The sequence below is a fragment of the Cellulophaga sp. RHA19 genome (genome assembly GCF_002813425.1).
GTDB lineage: Bacteria > Bacteroidota > Bacteroidia > Flavobacteriales > Flavobacteriaceae > Cellulophaga.
Genome location: NZ_PHUL01000001.1, coordinates 1,305,683 through 1,327,389 on the forward strand (window position 1 = coordinate 1,305,683; position 21,707 = coordinate 1,327,389).

The 21,707-nt window shown below is 33.0% G+C and carries 24 protein-coding genes; 15 read left to right on the forward strand and 9 right to left on the reverse strand.

All coding sequences use genetic code 11. The annotated features are described in order from the left end of the window. Positions 1 to 59 precede the first annotated feature (59 nt). A complete protein-coding gene (locus tag AX016_RS05680) occupies positions 60 to 2,117 on the reverse strand; it encodes a M16 family metallopeptidase (protein ID WP_100894690.1) in 2,058 nt (685 codons plus the stop codon). Positions 2,118 to 2,121: 4 nt separating this feature from the next. After that, the gene (locus AX016_RS05685) at positions 2,122 to 3,444 is read right to left on the reverse strand and encodes a M16 family metallopeptidase (RefSeq protein WP_100894691.1); all 1,323 of its coding nucleotides are present in this window, start codon (positions 3,442 to 3,444) and stop codon (positions 2,122 to 2,124) included. Positions 3,445 to 3,734: 290 nt separating this feature from the next. Here AX016_RS05685 and rplU point away from each other — a divergent pair, with 290 nt between their 5' ends. Together rplU and rpmA are read left to right on the forward strand one after the other, a co-directional pair. Then, complete coding sequence (rplU, locus tag AX016_RS05690; RefSeq protein ID WP_100894692.1) at positions 3,735 to 4,370, forward strand: 50S ribosomal protein L21; 636 nt, start codon at positions 3,735 to 3,737, stop codon at positions 4,368 to 4,370. Between the two features lie 42 nt (positions 4,371 to 4,412). Further along, the gene (gene rpmA / locus AX016_RS05695; protein ID WP_100894693.1) at positions 4,413 to 4,673 is read left to right on the forward strand and encodes a 50S ribosomal protein L27; all 261 of its coding nucleotides are present in this window, start codon (positions 4,413 to 4,415) and stop codon (positions 4,671 to 4,673) included. 194 nt (positions 4,674 to 4,867) lie between these two features. On the opposite strand, the gene AX016_RS05700 is transcribed toward rpmA, so the two are convergent. Both AX016_RS05700 and ahcY read right to left on the reverse strand, forming a co-directional pair. Continuing rightward, entirely contained in the window at positions 4,868 to 5,971 is a 1,104-nt protein-coding gene (locus tag AX016_RS05700) for an SDR family oxidoreductase (protein WP_100894694.1), read from the reverse strand. A gap of 99 nt (positions 5,972 to 6,070) precedes the next feature. Then, the gene (gene ahcY, locus AX016_RS05705) at positions 6,071 to 7,387 is read right to left on the reverse strand and encodes an adenosylhomocysteinase (RefSeq protein ID WP_100894695.1); all 1,317 of its coding nucleotides are present in this window, start codon (positions 7,385 to 7,387) and stop codon (positions 6,071 to 6,073) included. 130 nt (positions 7,388 to 7,517) lie between these two features. On the opposite strand from ahcY, the gene AX016_RS05710 reads away from it, so the two are divergent. Genes AX016_RS05710 through AX016_RS05730 form a run of 5 tightly spaced genes read left to right on the forward strand, consistent with a single transcriptional unit; the run spans position 7,518 to position 11,122 of the window. Then, positions 7,518 to 8,153: a 4'-phosphopantetheinyl transferase family protein gene (locus tag AX016_RS05710; RefSeq protein WP_100894696.1), complete on the forward strand. Its 636-nt coding sequence runs from the start codon at positions 7,518 to 7,520 to the stop codon at positions 8,151 to 8,153. Positions 8,154 to 8,183: 30 nt separating this feature from the next. After that, the gene (locus AX016_RS05715; RefSeq protein WP_100894697.1) at positions 8,184 to 8,444 is read left to right on the forward strand and encodes a thiamine-binding protein; all 261 of its coding nucleotides are present in this window, start codon (positions 8,184 to 8,186) and stop codon (positions 8,442 to 8,444) included. Beyond that, positions 8,428 to 9,066, forward strand: a complete 639-nt coding sequence (gene pnuC, locus AX016_RS05720; protein WP_100894698.1) for a nicotinamide riboside transporter PnuC — start codon at positions 8,428 to 8,430, stop codon at positions 9,064 to 9,066. Before AX016_RS05715 ends, pnuC begins: the two co-directional genes overlap by 17 nt. Then, positions 9,021 to 9,587: an AAA family ATPase gene (locus AX016_RS05725; protein ID WP_100894699.1), complete on the forward strand. Its 567-nt coding sequence runs from the start codon at positions 9,021 to 9,023 to the stop codon at positions 9,585 to 9,587. Before pnuC ends, AX016_RS05725 begins: the two co-directional genes overlap by 46 nt. Further along, positions 9,584 to 11,122, forward strand: a complete 1,539-nt coding sequence (locus tag AX016_RS05730) for a DUF4301 family protein (protein ID WP_100894700.1) — start codon at positions 9,584 to 9,586, stop codon at positions 11,120 to 11,122. The genes AX016_RS05725 and AX016_RS05730 overlap by 4 nt, the downstream gene beginning before the upstream one ends. On the opposite strand, the gene AX016_RS17390 is transcribed toward AX016_RS05730, so the two are convergent. Beyond that, complete coding sequence (locus tag AX016_RS17390) at positions 11,115 to 11,246, reverse strand: hypothetical protein (RefSeq protein WP_286141908.1); 132 nt, start codon at positions 11,244 to 11,246, stop codon at positions 11,115 to 11,117. The genes AX016_RS05730 and AX016_RS17390 overlap by 8 nt on opposite strands. Positions 11,247 to 11,528: 282 nt before the next feature. On the opposite strand from AX016_RS17390, the gene AX016_RS05735 reads away from it, so the two are divergent. Then, positions 11,529 to 13,754: a TonB-dependent receptor gene (locus AX016_RS05735; RefSeq protein ID WP_100894701.1), complete on the forward strand. Its 2,226-nt coding sequence runs from the start codon at positions 11,529 to 11,531 to the stop codon at positions 13,752 to 13,754. Positions 13,755 to 13,814: 60 nt separating this feature from the next. Here AX016_RS05735 and AX016_RS05740 read toward each other — a convergent pair whose 3' ends face one another. Continuing rightward, complete coding sequence (locus tag AX016_RS05740; protein WP_100894702.1) at positions 13,815 to 14,258, reverse strand: hypothetical protein; 444 nt, start codon at positions 14,256 to 14,258, stop codon at positions 13,815 to 13,817. 111 nt (positions 14,259 to 14,369) lie between these two features. Here AX016_RS05740 and greA point away from each other — a divergent pair, with 111 nt between their 5' ends. Continuing rightward, positions 14,370 to 14,846, forward strand: a complete 477-nt coding sequence (gene greA / locus AX016_RS05745; RefSeq protein WP_100894703.1) for a transcription elongation factor GreA — start codon at positions 14,370 to 14,372, stop codon at positions 14,844 to 14,846. Next, a complete protein-coding gene (locus AX016_RS05750; RefSeq protein ID WP_100894704.1) occupies positions 14,846 to 15,238 on the forward strand; it encodes an HIT family protein in 393 nt (130 codons plus the stop codon). The genes greA and AX016_RS05750 overlap by 1 nt, the downstream gene beginning before the upstream one ends. On the opposite strand, the gene AX016_RS05755 is transcribed toward AX016_RS05750, so the two are convergent. After that, complete coding sequence (locus AX016_RS05755) at positions 15,225 to 15,581, reverse strand: hypothetical protein (RefSeq protein ID WP_100894705.1); 357 nt, start codon at positions 15,579 to 15,581, stop codon at positions 15,225 to 15,227. The genes AX016_RS05750 and AX016_RS05755 overlap by 14 nt on opposite strands. Positions 15,582 to 15,583: 2 nt before the next feature. Then, entirely contained in the window at positions 15,584 to 16,732 is a 1,149-nt protein-coding gene (locus AX016_RS05760; RefSeq protein WP_100894706.1) for a sensor histidine kinase, read from the reverse strand. 106 nt (positions 16,733 to 16,838) lie between these two features. Here AX016_RS05760 and AX016_RS05765 point away from each other — a divergent pair, with 106 nt between their 5' ends. The 5 genes from AX016_RS05765 (at position 16,839) to AX016_RS05785 (ending at position 20,300) form a co-directional block, all read left to right on the forward strand. Further along, positions 16,839 to 17,735 carry a flavin reductase family protein gene (locus AX016_RS05765; RefSeq protein ID WP_100894707.1) on the forward strand — a complete coding sequence of 299 codons (897 nt, stop codon included), beginning with the start codon at positions 16,839 to 16,841 and terminating at the stop codon, positions 17,733 to 17,735. A gap of 39 nt (positions 17,736 to 17,774) precedes the next feature. Then, positions 17,775 to 18,158 carry a DUF3127 domain-containing protein gene (locus AX016_RS05770; RefSeq protein WP_100894708.1) on the forward strand — a complete coding sequence of 128 codons (384 nt, stop codon included), beginning with the start codon at positions 17,775 to 17,777 and terminating at the stop codon, positions 18,156 to 18,158. Positions 18,159 to 18,163: 5 nt separating this feature from the next. Beyond that, a complete protein-coding gene (aat, locus tag AX016_RS05775) occupies positions 18,164 to 18,808 on the forward strand; it encodes a leucyl/phenylalanyl-tRNA--protein transferase (RefSeq protein ID WP_100894709.1) in 645 nt (214 codons plus the stop codon). 26 nt (positions 18,809 to 18,834) lie between these two features. Continuing rightward, on the forward strand, positions 18,835 to 19,656 hold the full coding sequence (locus AX016_RS05780; protein ID WP_100894710.1) for a helix-turn-helix domain-containing protein: 822 nt from the start codon (positions 18,835 to 18,837) through the stop codon (positions 19,654 to 19,656). Positions 19,657 to 19,730: 74 nt separating this feature from the next. Then, entirely contained in the window at positions 19,731 to 20,300 is a 570-nt protein-coding gene (locus AX016_RS05785) for an NAD(P)H-dependent oxidoreductase (protein ID WP_100894711.1), read from the forward strand. Between the two features lie 107 nt (positions 20,301 to 20,407). On the opposite strand, the gene AX016_RS05790 is transcribed toward AX016_RS05785, so the two are convergent. Further along, positions 20,408 to 21,703, reverse strand: coding sequence for a hypothetical protein (locus tag AX016_RS05790; RefSeq protein WP_100894712.1), 1,296 nt, complete (start codon positions 21,701 to 21,703; stop codon positions 20,408 to 20,410). Between the last annotated feature and the right edge of the window lie 4 nt (positions 21,704 to 21,707).

The following is a 21,707-nucleotide window of genomic DNA, read 5'->3' on the forward strand; positions in this document are numbered from 1 at the left end:
CCCCTGAAAATTAAATTTTCAGGAGGCTTTTTTTTGTTCTTTCGTTAATTTAAAACTACTTACTTAAAATCTTCAGCAGTAACACCTTCGTTAACTTTTATTTCAGTTACGTTAAAGTCAAACTTCTGTGGTCCCATTGCTTGTTTCCAGATAAAAGGAAATTGTACTCCAGACACTTCTTTGTAATCTGTGTAACTAATAGTAGCGCTACCTTGTGGGGTTGTTGTAATATCTGCAATTTTTAATCCTGTTTTGGTATTGTAAGCAGCAGATTTAGTATCATTAAACTTAATAACATAGGCTTTGGTTCCGTCAAAATCTTCTATGCCAGTTAATGTTGCACCTCCATTTAGGAAATTAAGTTCAGGAAAAGGAGCAGATTCTGCTTTAATAGCAGCTATTTGAGCTTCTTGTAAATCCATTTTACGACCTTGAATAACCATAAATCCGCTGTCGCCATCTAATACTTGCTTGCTTACAGAGTTGCCCATCATACTAACATTTTGCATAAATTGGTTGCTAGTAGTTTTTTTAACTTCTAACAGTAACTCTTGTCCTTGTACTGTTGCCTTAGCTTTTATGTAGTAAGATGTAACGCTTTCTAATTTAGCTTTACCACCAATTGCAGCTACATAATCTGCTAAAATTTTATTAGCATCAACACCTTCAGGAATAGCAACGTCGTACTTTGGCTTTTCAACTGCGTTTCCGTATTTGTCAAAATATTTAACAGGAATAGATTCTCCTTTAAAAGTGACTTTTTCTAAGTTTTCTAAAACTTCACTTCCTTTTCCGGTAACAACAATACGTGCATTAGAAGATTTAAAATACTTTTTAGCTGCATTTTCTACATCAGCAACAGTAATAGCGTTTATTTTTTCTAAGTATGTTTTGTAGTAGTCTTTGTCTAAGCCTTCAGTTTCTATGTTAAGTGCATAGCTAGCCATAGTGCTTGGCTTTTCTAGTGCCATAATAAAGTTTCCTATATATGCAGCTTTTGCAGCGCTTAATTCTTTTTCAGACACTGGTGTGTTTGCTATTTTATCAATTTCGGATAAAATTTCTACTACAGCGCTATCTGTAACGGCGTTACGTACACTTGCATAAGCTCTAAATCTAGATACTGAGTTTTTGTCGTTTCCAACACTAGAGTAAGCTCCGTAAGTATATGCTTTATCTTCTCTAAGGTTTAAGAATAGCCTAGCAGATCCACCACCACCTAAAATACGATTTGCCATTAATGCAGCAAGGTAGTCAGGGTCGCTCTTTTTAAGAGGTACTAAATTTTCAACAGCTACATCAGATTGTACTGCGTTAGGTACGTCTACAAAGTTAATTTGTGTGTATTGTACATCTTTTGGAGTAGGTAAAGAAAAAGAAGGAGGGGTTGCTTTTGTCCAAGAGACAAAATTGTTCTTTATTAATTTTTTCACCTCTTTAAAGTCTACATCTCCAATAATAACCATATATGCATTAGCAGGCACAAAATAGTCACTGTAAAACTGCTTCACATCTTTTAGTGTAATGTTGTTTACAGTTTTTTCTGTTACTTGTTCTCCATATGGATGTTTTTGTCCGTATGCTAAAGTGCTTTGTACGTTTCTAGCTATACTAGCAACATTTTTTTCATCAGCTTTTAAGCCGGTTAAAAGCTTTTCTTTCTCTTTGTCAAATTCCTCTTGTGTAAAGTTAGGATTAATACTGGCATCTGCCATTAACTCTATAATTCTAGGAAAATATTTGGATAAAGAAGAGGCGGAAGCGCTTTCTGATCCAAAAGACATTCTTGCTCCCATAAAATCTAACTCCTCATTAAAATCGTCTTTAGAAATTGTTTTAGAGCCGTTACCTAATAAACTAGAAACAAAAGAGCTAACGCCGGCTTTGTTGCCTTCTGCAACAGGAGCATTATCTATAATTAATTGTACAGAAACACGTGGTAGTTTGTGGTTCTCTACAACCATAACCTTAAGTCCGTTTTTAAGTTCAAAACGCTGAGGTTCAGATAGGTTTATTTCTGGTAGTGGTCCTGCCTTTGGCATTTTACTACGGTCTACTTGTGCTTGTAGGTTAAAAGCAATTAATGCTATAACCAGTAAAGAATATATTTTTTTCATTTTATTAGTTTTCAGGTTTTGCAACAGGTAAGTATTCTAATTCTACGCGTTGGTTAGGCTTAAGGTATTTGTTGGCTACATTTTTAATATCTTCTCTGGTAATAGCTCTGTAGATTTCTATTTCAGTATTAATTAAATTTGTGTCGCCGTACAACATATAGTTTCTTGCTAAAGAGTTAGCAATACCTTCTACGCCACTGTTAGAGTTAACAAAGTTGTTCTCGAACTTATTTTGTAATTTTTGATAATCTTTTTCTGTAATTAACTCTGTTTGTAGTTTTGCAATTTCTTTATCAAATTCAGCAATTAAATCATTTAAAGATGTTTCTCCTAAAGGTAAGGCTCCTATAATGTAAGAACCATAATCTTCCTGTGAATTATTGAATGCAAAAACTTGTAAAGCCATTTTTTTGTCATCTACTAAGCTCTTGTATAATTTAGAGCTTTTTCCGCTAGTTAAGTATGTAGATATCATATCTAATACGTATGCATCTTTTTCTGTGTTAGCAGGGGTTCTGTAAGCAGTAAAAATTGCAGGGATTTGTATGTTAGGGTCGTTGTAGCTAGCCTTAATTGTTTTTGTTATAGGCTCTTCTGTGTACTTGTTTCTTTTTATTTCTTTGCCTCTAGGAATAGGTCCAAAATAATCTTGAATCATTTTTTTAGTGCTAGCAACTTCAAAATCACCCGCTATAACTAAAACGGCATTATTAGGTACGTAGTAAATTTTATTAAAATCCTGAAAATCTTCTAAAGTAGCATTTGCTAAATGCTCTAAAGAGCCAATAGTTTGCCATTTGTAAGGGTGATTTTTAAATAAGTTAATACCTATTTGTTCTTGAAATTTACCGTAAGGTGAATTGTCTACACGCATACGCTTTTCTTCTTGTACAACCTCTTTTTGTGTATCTACACCTATTTGATTAATTACCGGATGCATTAATCTTTCAGATTCTAGCCATAATCCTAATTCTAATTTGTTAGAAGGAAAAACTTCGTAGTAGTATGTACGGTCTTGTGTTGTGTTTGCATTGTTAGTTCCTCCGTTAGATGAAACTATTTCAAACCACTTGCCACGCTCTATGTTCTTTGTTCCTTCAAAAAGTAAATGCTCAAAAAAATGTGCAAAACCTGTTTTTTCTGGATTTTCATCTTTGGCACCTACGTGGTACATAACAGAAGTTGTTACAATAGGAGCTGTGTTGTCTTGATGCAAAATAACGTGCATGCCGTTATCAAGATCATATTCTTCAAAAGCAACTTGCTGTGCTTGCATCGTAAACGCTGCACAGAAAAGAGTTGCGGATAGGAATAAATTTCTTTTCATTTTTAATAGTGTTTTATTTAGTTAAATCATAAGTCTAAAATTACTGGATTTGTTACATATTTAGATGAAAAAAATAGAAAAAAAGAAGAAAATACTTTCAATATTTGGTTTTAAAGCCTTCAGAAGATGCAAAAAACAGTTTTAAAATACGGAGATTATTAGAGGTTAATAGTGTGCTGTCTTTTTTTTATAAAATAGCTTGTAAGTTAAGGAATTAGCAGTATATTTGCATCCGCTTATTTAGGTAGGCAAGTTCATTAAATTAAACATAATTAATTAATACACAAGCTATGTATGCAATTGTAGAGATAGCAGGGCAGCAATTTAAAGTTGCGAAAGATCAAAAAGTGTATGTTCACCGTTTACAAACTGAAGAAGGTCAAAAGGTAACTTTTGATAACGTTCTTTTGTTAGAGAATGGAAAGGACATTACTATTGGCGCCCCAGCTATAGACGGAGCCGCTGTTGAGGCAAAAGTCGTGAAGCACCTTAAAGGTGACAAAGTTATCGTCTTTAAAAAGAAAAGACGTAAAGGGTATAAAGTGAAAAATGGTCACCGTCAGTATTTAACGGAGATTGTTATTGAAAACATTTTAGCCTCTGGTGCAAAGAAAGCTGCACCAAAGAAAGAAGCTGCTCCTAAAGCAGAAGCTAAAAAAGCTGCACCAAAGAAATCTGCAAAAGCAGACGATTTGAAAAAGGTTGAAGGAATTGGACCTAAAATTGCAGAAACATTAGCTGCGGCAGGAATATCAACTTTTGCTGAATTAGCAAAAACTGATGCTGCTAAAATTTCTGAAATCATTGCAGACGTTCGTGGTAACCACGTAACTGATACGTGGCCAGCACAAGCTAAATTAGCTGCTGACGGTAAATGGGATGAGTTAAAGAAATGGCAAGATGAATTAGACGGTGGTAAAGCATAATTGCATTATCATTTAAGTATAACAAAATAAAACCTAGAAATTATGGCACATAAGAAAGGTGTTGGTAGTTCGAAAAACGGTAGAGAATCAGAATCGAAACGTTTAGGAGTTAAAATTTTTGGTGGTCAAGCAGCTATCGCAGGAAATATTCTTGTAAGACAGCGTGGTACTAAGCATAATCCAGGAGATAATGTTTATGCTGGTAAAGACCATACTTTACATGCTAAAGTAGACGGTATTGTAAAGTTTCAGAAAAAAGCAGGTGGTAAGTCTTATGTCTCTGTAGAGGCATTTGAAGCTTAAGAAACTAGCTTAAAATTCTATAAATAGCTCTTCCTTTTACAAGGAAGGGCTTTTTGTGTTTTTAATATTTATTAGATTTTTTGCGTGCTTTAAGTTTAATTAAGCTTAAGCGGTGAGTAGTTTTTTATATTAAATAAGAATAAAAAAGGGGTAACATAAAATGTTACCCCTTTTTAAATTTAAGTGTGGTTATACTACCATTTCTGGTTTCTAAAATTTTTAAGCTTTGCAAACTCTACTGTATTTGCTAGGTATTGCTCTAAGTCGTATTTAGGTATGGGTAAAATACTTTCTAGTAAAGATGTGTCCCATTCATATGGTTTAGACGTTAAATAGGGGTTTAAGTGTACGCCAATAGTCTCGTAGTAAAATTGTTCTAATTTAGATTCAAAACCTGCTGCTTTGGTAATAATATCTTGTGTAATATTGTACGAGGTAAAATCTACCGTATCTAAAATTTTAGAAATACCGTTGCTAATGTTAGTTGCTTTGTTGTGTACAATATTTAATTGTTTTACATCAGTGTCAAAAACCTTCACAATAACTTTGGCGGCGTAATCTGTAGGTATAATGTTAAGTCCGCTATCTGCATTTGCAGTAATTCTTATGTGCTCCTTTGATGGGGTGTTGTAAAAGAACTTAGCAAATAGGTAAAACACCATATACTTAGAGATGAAGTAGCTTGGATTGTCCATAGCATTACCGCCTAGAACACTGGGTCTTAGTATTTGTAATGGTATGCTGTTTTTTTTGCTTGCTTCAGTTAAAAATTTTTCTGATGCGTGTTTAGAAGCTTCGTAGAAATTACGGTAGGTTCCGCCTTCAATTTTTATATAATCATCACCTATAATTCCACCTAAATCACCAATAGAAAAAGCGGTACTTATGTATATAAATTTTTTTAAGTATGGTAAATATGCGTTGTAAATAGACTTGGTAAAGTTAAAATTTTCTTCAAAAATTTCATCTTTATTCGCAGGGTCTACAGATAAGTTTACAAAGCCAGCGGAGTGTATAAAAAAATACTTTTCTTGTTGGTTTAAATAGGTATTTGGTTTTAAAATGTCTGATGCGTCAATAACCTTAATTTTAGAGACAACAGCTTCTAAATTATCTTTTATAAACTGTGGAGCATATTCGCTCTTTAGCATATTAGTTACTCTTTCTAATGGAGCGGTTAAACCTTTTTTACGAACCAATAGATACACCTTATTAATTTGGTTGTATTTTGTTTCAAAAAGAGTGTGTAAAACTTTAGAGCCTAAGGTGCCTGTTGCTCCTGTTAAGATAATATTCATTACTGTTATTGTGTAAGTAAGGTTTGTGTATAAAAAAGCTCTTTTCCAAATAGATTTATATATAGGAAAAGAGCTAAGTTATTTTATAGTGCTAAAAAATTAGTATCTGTAATGTTCTGGCTTGTATGGGCCTTCTACTGTTACACCAATATAACTAGCCTGATCTTCTTTTAACTCAGTAAGTTCAACGCCAATTTTAGCTAAGTGTAATTTGGCTACTTTTTCATCTAAAGCTTTTGGTAGCATATAAACATCGTTTCCGTATGCTTCTTTGTTGTTCCAAAGTTCTATTTGAGCTAAAGTTTGGTTTGTAAAAGAGTTACTCATTACAAAACTAGGATGTCCTGTAGCGCAACCTAAGTTTACCAAACGACCTTCTGCTAAAAGAATAATGTCTTTACCGTTTATAGTGTATTTATCAACCTGTGGCTTAATAGTGTTTTTGGTATCGCCGTGCTTCTCGTTTAACCATCCAACTTGGATTTCGTTATCAAAGTGACCAATGTTACAAACAATAGTTTTGTCTTTCATAGCCTCAAAATGCTCAGCACGTACAATATCTTTGTTACCAGTTGTTGTAATAATAATGTCAGCATTACCAACAACAGTCTCTAGTCTTTTTACTTCAAAACCGTCCATTGCAGCTTGTAATGCGCAAATTGGATCAATTTCTGTAACTGTTACTATAGAGCCTGCGCCTTTAAAAGAGGCAGCAGTACCTTTACCAACATCACCATAACCACAAACAACAACACGCTTACCAGCTAACATAACATCTGTAGCTCTACGTATAGCATCTACAGCAGATTCTTTACAACCGTATTTGTTATCAAATTTAGATTTAGTAACAGAATCATTTACGTTAATTGCAGGCATTGGTAATGTACCATTTTTAACGCGCTCGTAAAGTCTGTGTACACCAGTTGTAGTTTCTTCAGATAAACCATTAATGCCTTCTGCTAACTCTGGATATTTATCTAAAACCATATTAGTTAAATCTCCACCATCATCCAATATCATATTTAAAGGCTTGCGATCTTCGCCAAAAAATAAAGTTTGTTCTATACACCAGTCAAACTCTTCTTCTGTCATATCTTTCCAAGCATAAACAGCAGTTCCTGCAGCAGCAATTGCAGCGGCAGCTTGGTCTTGAGTAGAAAAAATGTTACATGAACTCCAAGTAACCTCTGCTCCTAAAGCTTGTAAAGTTTCTATTAAAACGGCAGTTTGTATTGTCATATGCAAGCAACCTGCAATTCTAGCACCTTTAAGAGGCTGAGAATCTTTGTACTCTTCTCTTAAAGACATTAAACCTGGCATTTCTGCTTCAGCTAATTCAATTTCTTTTCTTCCCCAATCTGCTAGAGAAATATCTTTTACCTTATTTGGTACGTAAGCAACTGTATTTGAGCTCATTTTTTCTTTTTTTCGTATTTTTAATAAAAAGAAACACTTTGGCGTAGCGTTTTAAATAGTTAAATTCGCTTACCAATACTATTTCATTTGCCTTAAGCAGTGCAAAGATACTAATATCTTAAATAATGCTATGCCTCTTTACAAAACTATAACAGTAAACAATACCACAAAACTCTACATTTGGAAAATAGAAGAGTCTGAGGCGGAATTAGCTGATCCAATTACACTTACAGATCATTGTCAAAATAGATTAAGTGGAATGAAATCTGATATGCATAGAAAAGGTTTTTTAAGTATTAGGCATTTGCTTAAACAAGCTGGTTATACAGATTTTGATTTGAGATATGATGAGGTAGGAAAACCACATCTAAAAGACGGTAATTTTATATCAATAACACATTCTCATCACTTTACAGGCATTATTATTAGTGAGGCAGAAGAGGTTGGTATTGATATAGAAATGCAGCGTGATAAAATTTTAAAAATAGCGCATAAATTTACTCCAATTGAAGAATATAAAACCATAGCCAATGTATCTGCTTTACTGCAAAAGTTAACTGTAGTTTGGGGAGCAAAAGAATCGCTTTATAAAATTTATGCACAAAAAGGATTAAGTTTTTTACATCATATAAATGTAAAAGATTTTACGTTTGCAGATGAGCAAACAACAGCAGAGATTTTATACCAAGGAGCATCTTCATTTTACAATGTAGCTTTTTTAGAATTTGAGGGTTTTACATGTGTTTATGCATTAAAAACAACATAGACTTACTAATTTATTACTAATAATTTTACAATGAATATTTCTGTAGAACTTACATTTTCACCGCTTCAAGATACGTTTGAAGAGCATATAATTAATTTTATTAAAAAACTAAGAACATCTGGATTAACAATTTTAGAAAACCCATTAAGTACCCAAGTTTACGGAGATTATGATGAGGTAATGCAGGTCTTAAACACAGAAATTAAAGAAGCATTTGATTTAATGGATAAAGGATTGCTTTTTATGAAAATTGTAAAATCTGACAGAAGCGATTATGAGCCACATTTTTGATTGGATTTTTGCGCAGTATAATGGCGTGCCAACACATTTAATAGTTTTAGAATCTATTGGTGTTTTGTTTGGGTTGCTAAGTGTTATTTACTCTAAAAGAGAAAACATATTGGTTTTTCCAACAGGTATTATTAGCACCGCTATTTTTGTGTATATATTACTAGTGTATGGACTGTTGGGTGATATGATGATAAATGCATATTATTTTTCTATGAGTATCTATGGTTGGTACATTTGGACAAGAAAAGTAGATGCTAATCATTTTATACCAATAACCACAACTACAGTTAAAGATAAAAAATGGTCCGTATTTTTATTTGTATTTACTGTTGTGTTTGTAGCCTTGATTTATTTATTTTTTGATAAATTTAATAGCTGGACCGCTTATGTAGACACATTTACTACAGCAATTTTCTTTGTGGGTATGTGGTTAATGGCGAAAAAGAAGATAGAAAACTGGATATATTGGATTATAGGAGATATAATTTCTGTTCCATTGTATCTTTATAAAGGGCTTGTTTTTACGGCCTTACAATATTTTGTTTTTACAGGAGTAGCAATTTTAGGATATTTAGCATGGAAGAAAAGTATAGGCAAAAGCCCACAGACGTTATTAAAGTAGTTTTGTTTGGGCCAGAGTCTACTGGTAAAACAACGCTGTCAGAACAATTAGCAAGGCATTACCATTCTGTTTGGGTCCCAGAGTATGCTAGGGAGTATTTACAAGATAAATGGAACAACGAACGTAAAACCTGTGAACCCAAAGACCTTTTGCCAATTGCAGAAGGACAAATGAGAATTGAGAACAGCCTAGCTGAAAAAGCAACAGATGTTCTTATTTGTGATACAGATTTGTTAGAGACAAAAGTATACTCAGAAGCCTATTACATTGGCACTTGTGATCCTGTTTTAGAAAAATACGCTTTAGAAAATACGTACGATTTATACTTTTTAACCTATATAGACGTTCCTTGGGAGGCAGATGATTTAAGAGATAAGCCAGGAGAGCGCCAAGAAATGTTTAATTTTTTTGAGCAAACATTGCTAAAGTATAACAGGAATTTTATTACTTTAAGGGGCGGTAAGGCAGAAAGACTAGCTACAGCAGTAGCAGCAATAGACAAAATATTAAAAAATAGATGAATTTTACAGATATAGATTTACAGCAATTTGCAGCAAAAGGAATTACCAACGAAAAGGTTTTAGGTCAAATAGAAACCTTTAAAGAGGGGATACCTTTTGTAAATTTATCTAAAGCAGCCGTTGTGGGTGATGGTATCTTAAAATTTACAACAGATGAAGAGCAGCAATTAATTTCTTTATTTGAAAAAGAACGTACAGCTAAAGAATTGCTGAAATTTACGCCTGCCTCTGGTGCGGCAACACGTATGTTTAAGGCTTTATTTGCTTTTTTAGAAGTATATACCCCTAAAAAACAAACATTACAAGAGTATATAAATACATCAGAAGATGGTGCTGTTAAGGCTTTTACAGAAGGGTTAAAGAGTTTTCCTTTTTATGATGATGTAAAACAGCGTATAGGGTCTAATTTTTCTTCTACAGGTGAGGAGGTTTATGCTTTTGTAAGTGAGTTGCTTTCTGATGAAAAATTAAATTATGGTTTTTATCCTAAAGGTTTATTGCCTTTTCATAACTATAAAGACCAAATTGTAACCCCTTTTTATGAGCATTTGAGAGAAGCCGCTTTATACGCTGCTACGGATAATAAAGCAAAACTACACTTTACAATATCTGAACAACACCAACAAATGTTTTTAGATAAGGAAGAGCAAGTCTTGGGTAAAGTGAATAAAGAAACAGGAGTTAGCTTTAGTGTGGACTATTCTTTTCAGAAAAAAGAAACAGATACTATTGCTGTAGATATGAGTAACAAGCCTTTTAGGCTTAAAAACGGAAGTTTGTTATTTAGACCCGGAGGACACGGAGCCTTAATAGAAAACTTAAACGATAAAACAGCAGATGTTATTTTTATTAAAAATATAGATAATATAGTTGTTGAGGAGCATTTAGAAACGATAGCTAACAGCAAAAAAATGTTAGCAGGTTTTTTATTAAAAGTACAGAACAAAGCTTTTAAATATGCATCAATTTTGGATAATAATGATATTGATGACGAGTTAATTAATGAAATTAGATTATTTTTAAAGGAAGAGCTAAATGTCAGGTTCAAAAATGGTTTTATTCATTTAGGAAAAAAAGATCAAATAGCACTTTTAAAAGATTATATAAATAGGCCAATAAGGGTTTGTGGTATGGTTAAAAATCTAGGTGATCCAGGAGGCGGACCTTTTTGGATTAAAGATTATCAAGAAAACGTGTCTTTGCAAATAGTTGAATCTGCACAGATAGACACCTCTAATTACAACCAAGCCAAAATATTACAAAATGCAACACATTTTAATCCTGTAGATTTAGTTTGTGGTGTTAAAAATTACAAAGGAGAAAAATATAATTTGTTAGACTTTGTAAATGAAAAGCAAGGATTTATAACAGAAAAAACAAAAGAAGGAAGGCCTGTAAAAGCCCTAGAGTTGCCTGGTCTTTGGAACGGAGCAATGGCATATTGGAACACAATTTTTGTAGAGGTGCCAAGTATTACTTTTAATCCGGTAAAAACAGTAAACGATTTACTTAAATCTGCTCACCAACCTAAATAGTTATATGTTTTCTGTATTTATTAATTTCATTAACAAATACAGGAAAACATAAGTTTTGTGTAAAATGTCTTAGTATTATGCTGTTGTATGTGTTTAAACTTGCTGTAAATACTTCTAATTTCATAATATAGGTTTAGTTGCAGAGGTTAATAAAATTAACTTTTTTTTATGATTACAAGAAAGTGTGCCATACATTTGCTCTTATCTCAAAGGGGTGCTTATTTATGTAGGCTGAGATTATACCCAACGAACCTGAGCAGATAATGCTGCTAAGGGAAGTAATAGCAATACAAAATATTAGTGTTAGCTAGGTTTAAAGGCAAGTAACAAATAGAGTTTGCCACTCTTAAAAATCAATATAATTTAATAAAAATAACAGCCCCTTTTATTTGTAATACTATTACGAATGAAAACAAACTGTTTTAAATTTAATGCTACTGCACGCAAAAATAGCAGTAATAATAGGCAGCCTAGCTTAAAAACTTTAGGCGCAACTTTTGCTTTTTTTGGTTTAGCTTTTTCTGGTTTAGCTCAAGAAAAGGAAATAGACACTTTAGAAGGTAAAAAAGTGATTTTAGATGAGGTTTTGGTGTCAGGAATACGTGTTACAACACAATCTCCTGTTACATTTACAAATTTAACAAAAGAACAATTTAAATCGCGTAACCTTGGTCAGGATATTCCAATTTTAATGAACTTTTTGCCAGCCGTAGTAACCACTTCAGATGCAGGTGCTGGTGTTGGTTACACAGGAATTAGGGTTCGTGGTACAGATGCTACGCGTGTAAATATTACCATAAATGGTATACCTTATAACGACTCTGAGTCTCACGGTACTTTTTGGGTAAATATGCCAGATTTTGCTTCTTCTACAGAGAATTTACAGCTGCAAAGAGGTGTGGGTACATCTACAAACGGTTCTGGTGCTTTTGGAGCTAGTTTAAACATTTTAACAGATGCCGTTTCTGAAGATGCTTACGGGCAAGTTTCTACATCAATTGGTAGTTTTAATACTTTAAAAAACAACATAAAGTTTAGTACTGGTTTGTTAAATAACCATATTGAAATTTCTGGTAGATTATCTAGGATAGCTTCAGATGGTTATGTAGACAGGGCTTCATCTAACTTAGAATCGTACTTTTTACAAGCTGCTTATATAGATGATAATACCTTAATTAAGGCATTGCTTTTTGGAGGTAAACAAGTAACGTATCAATCTTGGGACGGTATAGATAGAGAAACATTAAAAGAAGACAGAACATACAACCCGGTTGGTGCATACCAAGATGAAAATGGAGTTACTCAATTTTATGAAAATGAAAATGATGATTACAAGCAAGATCATTTTCAACTACTTTGGAACGAACAAATTTCTGATACTTGGTCTACTAACCTAGCGGTACACTATACAAAAGGACGTGGTTTTTTTGAGCAATACAAGGAAGATGAAGACCCTGCAGATTATAGCGGCATTGTGGCTGGTTTTAACGGAACAGGTGTTACAGATTTAATTAGAAGAAGGTGGTTGGATAATGATTTTTATGGAACTACTTTTTCTGCTAACTATAAAGAAAATGCTGTAAACTTTATTGTTGGTGGTGGTTACAGCAAATATAAAGGAGACCATTTTGGAGAAGTAATTTGGGCACAACAATTTGCAGTTAATAGTAGTTATGAAGACCGTTATTATGATGATAACTCTACTAAGACCGACTTTAATATCTACACTAAATTAAATTATGATGTAGATAATAAATGGAGCCTTTTTGGAGATGTACAATACAGAAGCGTTGGTTATAAAGCTAACGGAGAAGATACAGGTTTGGTAAATGATAGGTTTAACTTTATAAATCCAAAAGCAGGTGTAACTTTTAACTTAAATAAAAATAATAACTTTTATGCTTCTTATGCTGTGGCAAACAGAGAGCCTAACAGAAATGATTATGAAAGCGGTAGTCCTAAACCAGAAAAATTAAACGATTATGAATTAGGTTGGCGCTATGTAACTTCTGCTGTACAGGTAAATACAAACTTGTATTATATGGGTTATAAAGATCAGTTGGTTGTTACAGGTGAGTTAAATGATGTAGGAGCTCCTCTTAGAGAAAATATTGGAGATAGTTACCGTTTTGGTATAGAGGTAGATGCAAATATTGTTATCAATGAGCAGTTTTCTGCCAGGCCAAACATTTCTTTAAGTAGTAATAAAAATAAAGATTTTTTTACAGATAGAGATGGTGGGGTACAAGACTTAGGAGATACAAATATTGCATATTCTCCTAGTGTTGTAGCAGGAAATATTTTTACATATTCGCCAAAAGAGAACATAAAATTATCTTTTTTATCTAAATTTGTGGGCGAACAATACTTAAGTAACACAGACACAGCAAAATCTAAACTAGATAGCTATTTTGTAAATGATTTTAATGTGGCTTACGAGATAAAATTTAATAAAATATTTAAATCTATTGTGTTAAGCGGGCTAGTAAATAATGTTTTTAATGAAAAATATGTATCTAACGGATACACTTATTTAAACAATTGGAAAACTCCTGGCACTACTTTTGAAGTACAAGGTTATTACCCGCAAGCAGGAACTAACTTTTTGTTAGGAGCTACATTTAACTTTTAAAATTTTGAACACTAACCATGTTTATAAAGGGGTGAGCCTTATTTTAGGTTTGCCCTTTTTTTAATTTCTAACGGTAACAATGTTTCCGTTAATAGACGAGCTGTAAAAAAGCATATCATGGTATCTTGTATCGCCTTCTGGTCTATTTAAAAACTGACCTGTAAATAAATTATATTTATAGTCTTCGCAAGAGCAAGTAACATTTTGTTTATCAGCATCTAAAATCATTGTAGAGCAAGCACTAGGTTCGTGGTTGGGACAACTAGCTTCAAAAGCCATAAAATTATCAAAACCTGTGTTTATTACAAATATACCCTTGGTACCAACACCTTGACTGCCTACGTATACACCACTTCCTGTATTTTTTAAAGCACTGTATGATGGTAAGTTTAAGTTTAAATCTATTCTAAAACCTATCTCTTGTAAATAAGGGTTTCTGTTGGTTCTACCGCTATCGCAGGCAAATAAAAGTAAAACTGCAAAAAGTGAAAAAAGTGATCTCATAATATATTCTCTTAGTACTAATACAACAGCAAATGTGAACAAAAATTATGTATATTTGTATAAAATCCTCTAGAAATAAGAGGATTTTCTTATTTATAAAACGATAATGTTATGAGTAACGTATCTTATTATACCGCAGAAGGTTTAAAAAAGTTAAAAGACGAGCTTAATCAGCTTAAAGATATAGAGCGCCCAAAAGCGTCACAGGCAATTGCAGAAGCAAGAGATAAAGGAGATTTATCTGAAAATGCTGAGTATGATGCAGCTAAAGAAGCACAAGGATTGTTAGAGCTTAAAATTTCTAAGTTAGAAGAAATTGTTTCTGGAGCCAGAATTATTGATGAGTCTCAGTTAGATACATCTAAGGTGTTAGTTTTATCTACGGTTAAATTGAAAAATCAATCTAACGGTATGGAAATGAAATATACTTTAGTTGCAGAAAGTGAGGCCGATTTAAAAACAGGAAAAATATCTGTAAACTCTCCAATAGGTAAAGGTTTGCTAGGTAAAAGTGTTGGTGATGAGGCAGAAATTGCTGTGCCAAACGGAAAAATTAAACTTACAATTTTAGAAATAACCAGAGCGTAATGGCATCTATTTTTACCAAAATAATAAATGGCGAAATACCTTGCTATAAAGTAGCAGAGGATGCTAATTATTTTGCTTTTTTAGATATTAGTCCAAATGCAAAAGGGCATACACTTTGTGTGCCTAAGCTAGAGGTAGATAAAATTCTAGATTTAGATGAAGAAACCTATATGGGTTTAATGGCTTTTTCTAGAAAAGTAGGTAAAGCTATAGAAGCTGTTATTCCTTGTAACCGTGTTGGTATGTCTGTAATAGGTTTAGAAGTGCCTCATGTGCACGTGCATTTAATACCATTAAATTCTATGGCAGATGCTTCCTTTAAAAAGAAGGAGGAAGTTACTAAAGAAGAGTTTAAATTACTAGCTGCAGCAATAGCTGTTAAAATTCAATAATTTTCTGTGTAAAAACATACACCGCTGCAGCTACTACAGCTGTTAGTATAAGCATAACAATGTAAAATAAAGAGGTGAATTTTACACTTGTTTTTTGTGGTATAGCTAATTTTTGGTAATAGTTAAAAGAGCGCTCTATATCGTCTGTCCAGTTTACAGGATATATAGTAGAGTGGCATCTTTGGCATTTGATATCATTAGTAACCTCATTGGTGGTTTTGTGTATAAATTTCCCAAATTTTTGCTTTTGATAAAACGTAACTGTTAGCTCGTTATGAAAACATTCCGGGCAGTTATTTTTTATATTAGCCTCTTTAAGTACTACTAATTTCTCCTTAGACATAGTTAAACTTTTGTTTTTAACGAAATCTGCATCACAGTGCCATCTTTGCTCGAAGATAATACTTTTACTTTTCCGTTATGGTATTCTTCTACAATTCTTTTAACCAAAGACAGTCCTAAACCCCAGCCACGACGCTTAGATGTGTGCCCTGGATTAAAAATTGAAGCATAGTTTCCTTTGGGTATTCCGTGTCCAGTGTCAGACACTAAAATATTAACAATACTTCCGGCAGGGATAATTTCTATAGCAATATGTCCTTTGCCTCGCATAGCGTCAATTCCATTTTTCACAAGATTTTCAATGGTCCAGTTAAATAAAGGTTTGTTTAGCATAACAGGTAGTTCATCAACCTTACTGTCAAAAGAAAATTGTATAAGTTTAGAGCTTCTTCGTTTTAAATAGTCAAAAGCACTTTTTGTCTCGGCAACAATATCTTTTTCTTCAAGCTTAGGCAATGATCCTATGTTAGAAAACCTGTCTGTTATAGTTTGTAATCTAGAGATATCTTTTTCTATTTCTACAGATATTTCTGGATTTATATTTTCATCTTTTAAAAGTTCATTCCATCCTAAAAGAGAGGTAAGCGGAGTGCCAATTTGGTGTGCTGTTTCTTTGGCCATACCAGCCCAAAGTTTACTCTGTTCAGACGCTTTGTTTGTTTTAAAGAAAAAGAAAATTACGGCGCCAAATAAAAATATGATTAAAAGTAGCGCTAAAGGGTAATATTTTAAATTGTTTAAAACCTCAGAGTTACCGTAATATAAAGTAGCAATTAACTCTCCTTTATGCGTCATTAAAATAGGCGTATTTTCTTTTTTAAAATCTTCTATTTTTTGTTTGATGAATGTAGTATCTTTTGTTTTTTTACTTTCTATGTTTTTAGCATTGAGTGTACCGTTTTTATTCACCAGAATCATTGGTGTAGAAGTATTATTCTGAAAAATTTTTAAGTGTAAATCACCTAAGTCTTCAGTTTGCGAAGAATTACGAAACTCTGTTTGTGCCGTAGCCCAAATCTCCATTTTATGGCGTTCTTCTTTTTTAAATTGTTCAAAAAAACTATTTGTATTCCATAAAATAAGGCTTACAATAAAGAAAGCCCCAATCATTAAGGAAATGTTTATAGTTTTGTTTTTTGGGTTAAAATTCATCTAGCCAATTATAGGGTTTAAAGATAACGTAATTTAATGCACATTTGGTATTTCTATCTCCGCATCTTGTTTTAAATAGCGTACAAATTATGTACCTTTGCATTCTATGAAAAAAACAATATCTATAGTTCCAAACGAGGTAACCACAGCAAAATTGCATGGTTATCTTTTGAGGGCAGTTGGTCCTAGACCTATAGCATTTGCTAGTACAGTAGATAAAGATGGTAATCCTAATTTATCTCCGTTTAGTTTTTTTAATGTATTTAGTGCAAATCCGCCAATTCTTATATTTTCGCCTGCTAGGCGTGTAAGAAACAATACAACAAAGCACACGCTAGAAAACGTATTAGAGACCAAAGAAGTTGTTGTAAATATTGTAAATTACCCAATAGTGCAGCAAATGTCTTTGTCTAGTACAGAGTATGCTGCTGGTGTAAATGAGTTTAAAAAGGCAGGTTTAACAATGTTAAAGTCTGATGTGGTTACACCTGCAAGAGTAGCAGAATCTCCTGTTCAGTTTGAGTGCAAAGTTACAAAAGTAGAGGCTTTGGGTGATGAAGGTGGTGCCGGAAACCTAGTTTTTTGTGAGGTTGTAAAAATACACGTAGATACAGCTGTTTTAGATGAAAACGGAGTTATAGATCAGCATAAAATAGATCTTGTGGCACGTATGGGAGGTAATTGGTATAGTAGGGCAAACCAAGGTATGTTTGAAGTTCCAAAACCATTATCTACACTAGGTATTGGTATAGATAGTTTGCCTGCTAAAATAAAAAACAGTAAGTTGTTGTCTGGTAACGATTTAGGTTTTTTAGGAAATATAGAAGAGTTGCCATCTGTAGAGAGTGTAACACAATTTGTAGAAAATAATGAAGAGGCCCAAGCAGTATTGGCAACTAATGACAGTATGCAACTACAGTTAAAAGCTAAAGAGTTTATTTTTAATGAAGATGTAGTAGGAGCATTAAAGCTTTTAATAGCTGGTATAGATATTATAGAGTAAGAACTAAATTAATAAACACGCATAAGAAACTAATTTAAGATGGAAGTACAAGGAAAAGTAAAAATGGTTGGGGAAACTCAGACTTTTGGAAGTAACGGATTTAGAAAAAGAGAAGTAGTTGTTACAACAGAGGAGCAATATCCACAACATATAATGGTAGAGTTTGTTCAGGATAAATGCGATTTATTAAACGGATATAGTGTTGGGCAACCAGTAAAAATTAGCATTAACTTAAGAGGTAGAGAATGGGTTAACCCACAAGGAGAAACAAAATACTTTAACTCTATACAAGGTTGGAGAATTGAAAACCTACAAGGAGCAGCACCAGAAGGTGGAGCAGGAATACCTCCAGTAGCACCAGCACAAGCTTTTGAGCCAGCTGATAATTTAAATGAAGAAGATCACGACGATTTGCCTTTCTAGGTTAAATGGTGAATCCTATATATTATTTAACAGATAAGTTAGAGTTTCCTCCAGTACATACAGCTAATGAAGAAGGTTTGTTAGCGGCTGGAGGAGATTTATCTGTAGAACGATTACAACTTGCCTATAAAAGCGGAATTTTTCCTTGGTTTGATGATGATAGATTGCCACTTTGGTGGAGTCCAGATCCAAGAATGGTATTGTTTCCGCAAGAATTAAAAGTTTCTAAAAGTATGCGTAAGCTTTTACGCGATGAGGCTTTTACTGTTACAAAAAATAAAAATTTTAAAGAAGTAATTCACCGTTGTGCTACTGTACCAAGAGACGGGCAGCCAGGCACGTGGATTACTCAAAATATGCAAAACGCATATATAGAATTGCATAAAAAAGGCTTTGCACACTCTTATGAGGTTTGGTTAAACAACCAACTGGTAGGTGGTTTGTACGGCATAGATTTAGGTACCGTGTTTTGTGGAGAAAGTATGTTTAGTGATGTTAGCAATGCATCTAAATATGGTTTTATAACAATGGTACAAGAAATGCAAGCTAACAATTACAAACTTATAGATTGCCAAGTCTACACCCAACACCTAGAGAGTTTAGGCGCCAGAGAAATAGATAGGGATGATTTTATGGAGTATATTGAGTAGTTAGTAATAAGACGATAGAAAAACCAATGGAACAAAACGGTGAAAAATATGATAGTTTCAGAATAGCTGTTCCAGCAGATTATAAAGAAATATTTTCTCATTTCTATTTTGCCGAAAATAAATCTAATAAAACCATAACAAAAACCTTATTACCATCATACCAAACTATTTTAATTTTCAATTTTGGTGCAAGTGCAATACTTAATTCTAAAAACAATTCACATATAGAAATAGAGAAGTGTATTGTTTTGGGAACAATACGGAAGGCATTTGATTATTCTTTACCTCCAAACACAAAAATTTTGGTTGCTAATTTCAAAGACGATGCGTTTTATCGTTTTTTTGGAAATTCTTTACTTGCTAAAAACTTACCTGTTAACCCAGATGAATTATTAAATGAAAATTGCTTTACTGCAATGTGGTATAAACTAAATAAAATTGTTGATGTAAATCAGCAAGTAAATTACATTCTTGAATTTTGCTCACTTTATATAAAGGAGCGTGATAAAGTTGCTGAACAATTATTAAAATTCACTAAAAAAAATTTAAACCCCATTAAGTCTGTTGCTAGCCAGAATAACCAAACAGAAAGAAATATTCAAATTAAACAAAAAAAGTACTTTGGGTATTCTGCTAAAGAAATTAACCGTTACCAACGTTTTTTAAAGGCGATTGAATACATTGGGAAGAGTGCTTCAAAGATTTCAAAAGAAGATTGGTTTACTATTATAAATGATTGTGGTTACTATGACCAAAGTCAACTAATTAACGACTTTAAATATTACATTAATATTAGTCCCACAGAATATCTAAAATTTCAACAAGATATATGTAATCCAGTAAACTGATTTTCGTTTTCTTACAATTTTAATAGAAAGCAACATTCTACTTTTGCTCTAAAGCATTTTAAAAAAGTAGAAAAATGAAACATTTAATCATTTACGCTCATCCAAATGAACAAAGTTTGAATGGATACCTAAAAAAAATAGTTTTTGATAAACTCAACCAGCAAAGACACGAAATAAAAGTTAGGAATTTGTATCAACTTAATTTTAACCCTGTACTTTCTTTAGAAGATATAGAAGGACAAAGAAAAGGAAAAGTTTATGAGGATGTAAAAGCAGAGCAAAATTACATTGCTTGGGCAGATAGTATTACTTTCATCTATCCAATTTGGTGGACTGGTTTACCCGCTATTATGAAAGGTTACATTGACCGTGTTTTTAGCTATGGTTTCGCCTATAAGTATGATAAAGGAATTCAAAAAGGTTTACTTGCGGGTAAGCAAGCCATAATTATTAATACACACGGAAAATCACGACAAGAATATAACGATATAGGAATGGATAGAGCTCTTAAGCTTACGTCGGATAAGGGAATTTATACCTATTGTGGTTTAGAGGTTAAACACCATTTATTTTTTGACCAAGCGGATAGAGTAGATGCTGAAATTATTGAGCAGTGGGCAAAGGAAATCAAATCAATATTTTAAAAATTGATAAAAATATGATCTATTTGCGAATCCCGATGTTCTGGGATTCGCATTTTTTATTTGTTTAATAAGCTAATTGTCTAGAGATATTTTAACTAAAATGTCAACTACTTTAAACTACTTGCTGTATGTGGGTTACTTAACAACTCTTTAAAAACTGCCCAGCGTTTTTCTGGTTGGTCTACAGTACCACCTTTAGCTTTTACATAGTCTGCAACTAGGTCTTTACCTAAATTATAGTTTATAACATAGCTACGGTATTGGTCTATAAAACGTGTGCGTTGCAATGCTCTGTCTGGCGCGTAAAATAAATATTTTTCTAGCCATTTAGCAGCTTCTTCTCTAGAGATTTCTCCGTTTAAATATTTTCTTGCAGCTTCATTACCTGCGTAATTTAATTTGCCAATTAGCCCTAGAATTTTATAGTATTTATCGGCCTTGCTAGCATCTAAACCTGCAATAGGGAATAGAACTTCTTTTTCAAAAGCAACACGCTCATCACCTGGGAAAGCTACGTCTATACCATAGTTTGCACTACCTTCTGCTATTAAAGACTGCGGAGAAAATAATGGATATACTGAAAATTCTTTCCATCCTTTGGCATCAACTAAATTTTGTTCTAATAGCGCATTAAATACGTGGTGACCAGGGTAACCCTCGTGGCAAGCTAAGTCTATTGCACGCTGAATAAAAATTGGAAAATCTGTATTTATCTGTATTAAACTTTTACTTTTTCCTTGGTAATAATTGTAACCAGACCAGCTTTTATCGTTTACATATTCTAAAACAAAATCTTCATTCTGCGGTAATTTAAAATGGTGGTTTGTTCTTTTTCTTGCTTCTGTTATCGCTACTCTAAAAACAGTATCTAACTTATCTTTTGGTATTGTAAATTGTTGTTCAAAAGCAGTATATCTTGTGGCTAAATCTTCATCCCCAGGCAACTCTTCTTCAAGTGCGGCAATAAGTTTGTTAAAGTGTTCTTCTGTAAAATGCGGTGGTTCTGCATCATACAAAAGTTTAGCTTCTTCATCAAAACTATAGGTTTTGCCTGCCAGCATCTCTAGCTTAGTTTTTACAGCAATTAGTTGCTTTTTAAACATCGTATGTCTTGCAGCTTCAATACTAGAAAAAGCAGTTGTATCTACCAAATTAGCGTTTTCTATTAATGTGTTGGCTCTGGCAATAAAATCTGAAGCTGGTATAGTATCTAATTTAGCTGAGGTTGGTTTCCATTCTTCTGGACCGTAATAAGCATCAACAAAATCACTATTATATTGTCCTACTTCTAAAACCAGTTTTACATAATCTTCTGCTAAAGCATTCATTTTAGGTTTTTCAGGTGGTTTGCTACAAGATCCTAATGCTATTACAGCAAATAAGGCTACTATTTTATTTTTCATAAGT

Excerpts from the sequence above, each read along its gene's own strand:
- AX016_RS05780 (WP_100894710.1), top strand. The coding sequence starts at position 18,835 with ATGGAACAAAACGGTGAAAAATATGATAGTTTCAGAATAGCTGTTCCA.
- AX016_RS05730 (WP_100894700.1), top strand. The coding sequence starts at position 9,584 with ATGAATTTTACAGATATAGATTTACAGCAATTTGCAGCAAAAGGAATT.
- AX016_RS05715 (WP_100894697.1), top strand. The coding sequence starts at position 8,184 with ATGAATATTTCTGTAGAACTTACATTTTCACCGCTTCAAGATACGTTT.
- AX016_RS05740 (WP_100894702.1), bottom strand. The coding sequence starts at position 14,258 with ATGAGATCACTTTTTTCACTTTTTGCAGTTTTACTTTTATTTGCCTGC.
- AX016_RS05710 (WP_100894696.1), top strand. The coding sequence starts at position 7,518 with ATGCCTCTTTACAAAACTATAACAGTAAACAATACCACAAAACTCTAC.
- ahcY (WP_100894695.1), bottom strand. The coding sequence starts at position 7,387 with ATGAGCTCAAATACAGTTGCTTACGTACCAAATAAGGTAAAAGATATT.
- rpmA (WP_100894693.1), top strand. The coding sequence starts at position 4,413 with ATGGCACATAAGAAAGGTGTTGGTAGTTCGAAAAACGGTAGAGAATCA.
- aat (WP_100894709.1), top strand. The coding sequence starts at position 18,164 with ATGGTGAATCCTATATATTATTTAACAGATAAGTTAGAGTTTCCTCCA.
- greA (WP_100894703.1), top strand. The coding sequence starts at position 14,370 with ATGAGTAACGTATCTTATTATACCGCAGAAGGTTTAAAAAAGTTAAAA.
- rplU (WP_100894692.1), top strand. The coding sequence starts at position 3,735 with ATGTATGCAATTGTAGAGATAGCAGGGCAGCAATTTAAAGTTGCGAAA.
- AX016_RS05700 (WP_100894694.1), bottom strand. The coding sequence starts at position 5,971 with ATGAATATTATCTTAACAGGAGCAACAGGCACCTTAGGCTCTAAAGTT.
- AX016_RS05680 (WP_100894690.1), bottom strand. The coding sequence starts at position 2,117 with ATGAAAAAAATATATTCTTTACTGGTTATAGCATTAATTGCTTTTAAC.
- AX016_RS05685 (WP_100894691.1), bottom strand. The coding sequence starts at position 3,444 with ATGAAAAGAAATTTATTCCTATCCGCAACTCTTTTCTGTGCAGCGTTT.
- AX016_RS05790 (WP_100894712.1), bottom strand. The coding sequence starts at position 21,703 with ATGAAAAATAAAATAGTAGCCTTATTTGCTGTAATAGCATTAGGATCT.
- AX016_RS05725 (WP_100894699.1), top strand. The coding sequence starts at position 9,021 with ATGGAAGAAAAGTATAGGCAAAAGCCCACAGACGTTATTAAAGTAGTT.
- pnuC (WP_100894698.1), top strand. The coding sequence starts at position 8,428 with ATGAGCCACATTTTTGATTGGATTTTTGCGCAGTATAATGGCGTGCCA.
- AX016_RS17390 (WP_286141908.1), bottom strand. The coding sequence starts at position 11,246 with ATGAAATTAGAAGTATTTACAGCAAGTTTAAACACATACAACAGCATA.
- AX016_RS05755 (WP_100894705.1), bottom strand. The coding sequence starts at position 15,581 with ATGTCTAAGGAGAAATTAGTAGTACTTAAAGAGGCTAATATAAAAAAT.
- AX016_RS05750 (WP_100894704.1), top strand. The coding sequence starts at position 14,846 with ATGGCATCTATTTTTACCAAAATAATAAATGGCGAAATACCTTGCTAT.
- AX016_RS05760 (WP_100894706.1), bottom strand. The coding sequence starts at position 16,732 with ATGAATTTTAACCCAAAAAACAAAACTATAAACATTTCCTTAATGATT.
- AX016_RS05785 (WP_100894711.1), top strand. The coding sequence starts at position 19,731 with ATGAAACATTTAATCATTTACGCTCATCCAAATGAACAAAGTTTGAAT.
- AX016_RS05770 (WP_100894708.1), top strand. The coding sequence starts at position 17,775 with ATGGAAGTACAAGGAAAAGTAAAAATGGTTGGGGAAACTCAGACTTTT.
- AX016_RS05765 (WP_100894707.1), top strand. The coding sequence starts at position 16,839 with ATGAAAAAAACAATATCTATAGTTCCAAACGAGGTAACCACAGCAAAA.
- AX016_RS05735 (WP_100894701.1), top strand. The coding sequence starts at position 11,529 with ATGAAAACAAACTGTTTTAAATTTAATGCTACTGCACGCAAAAATAGC.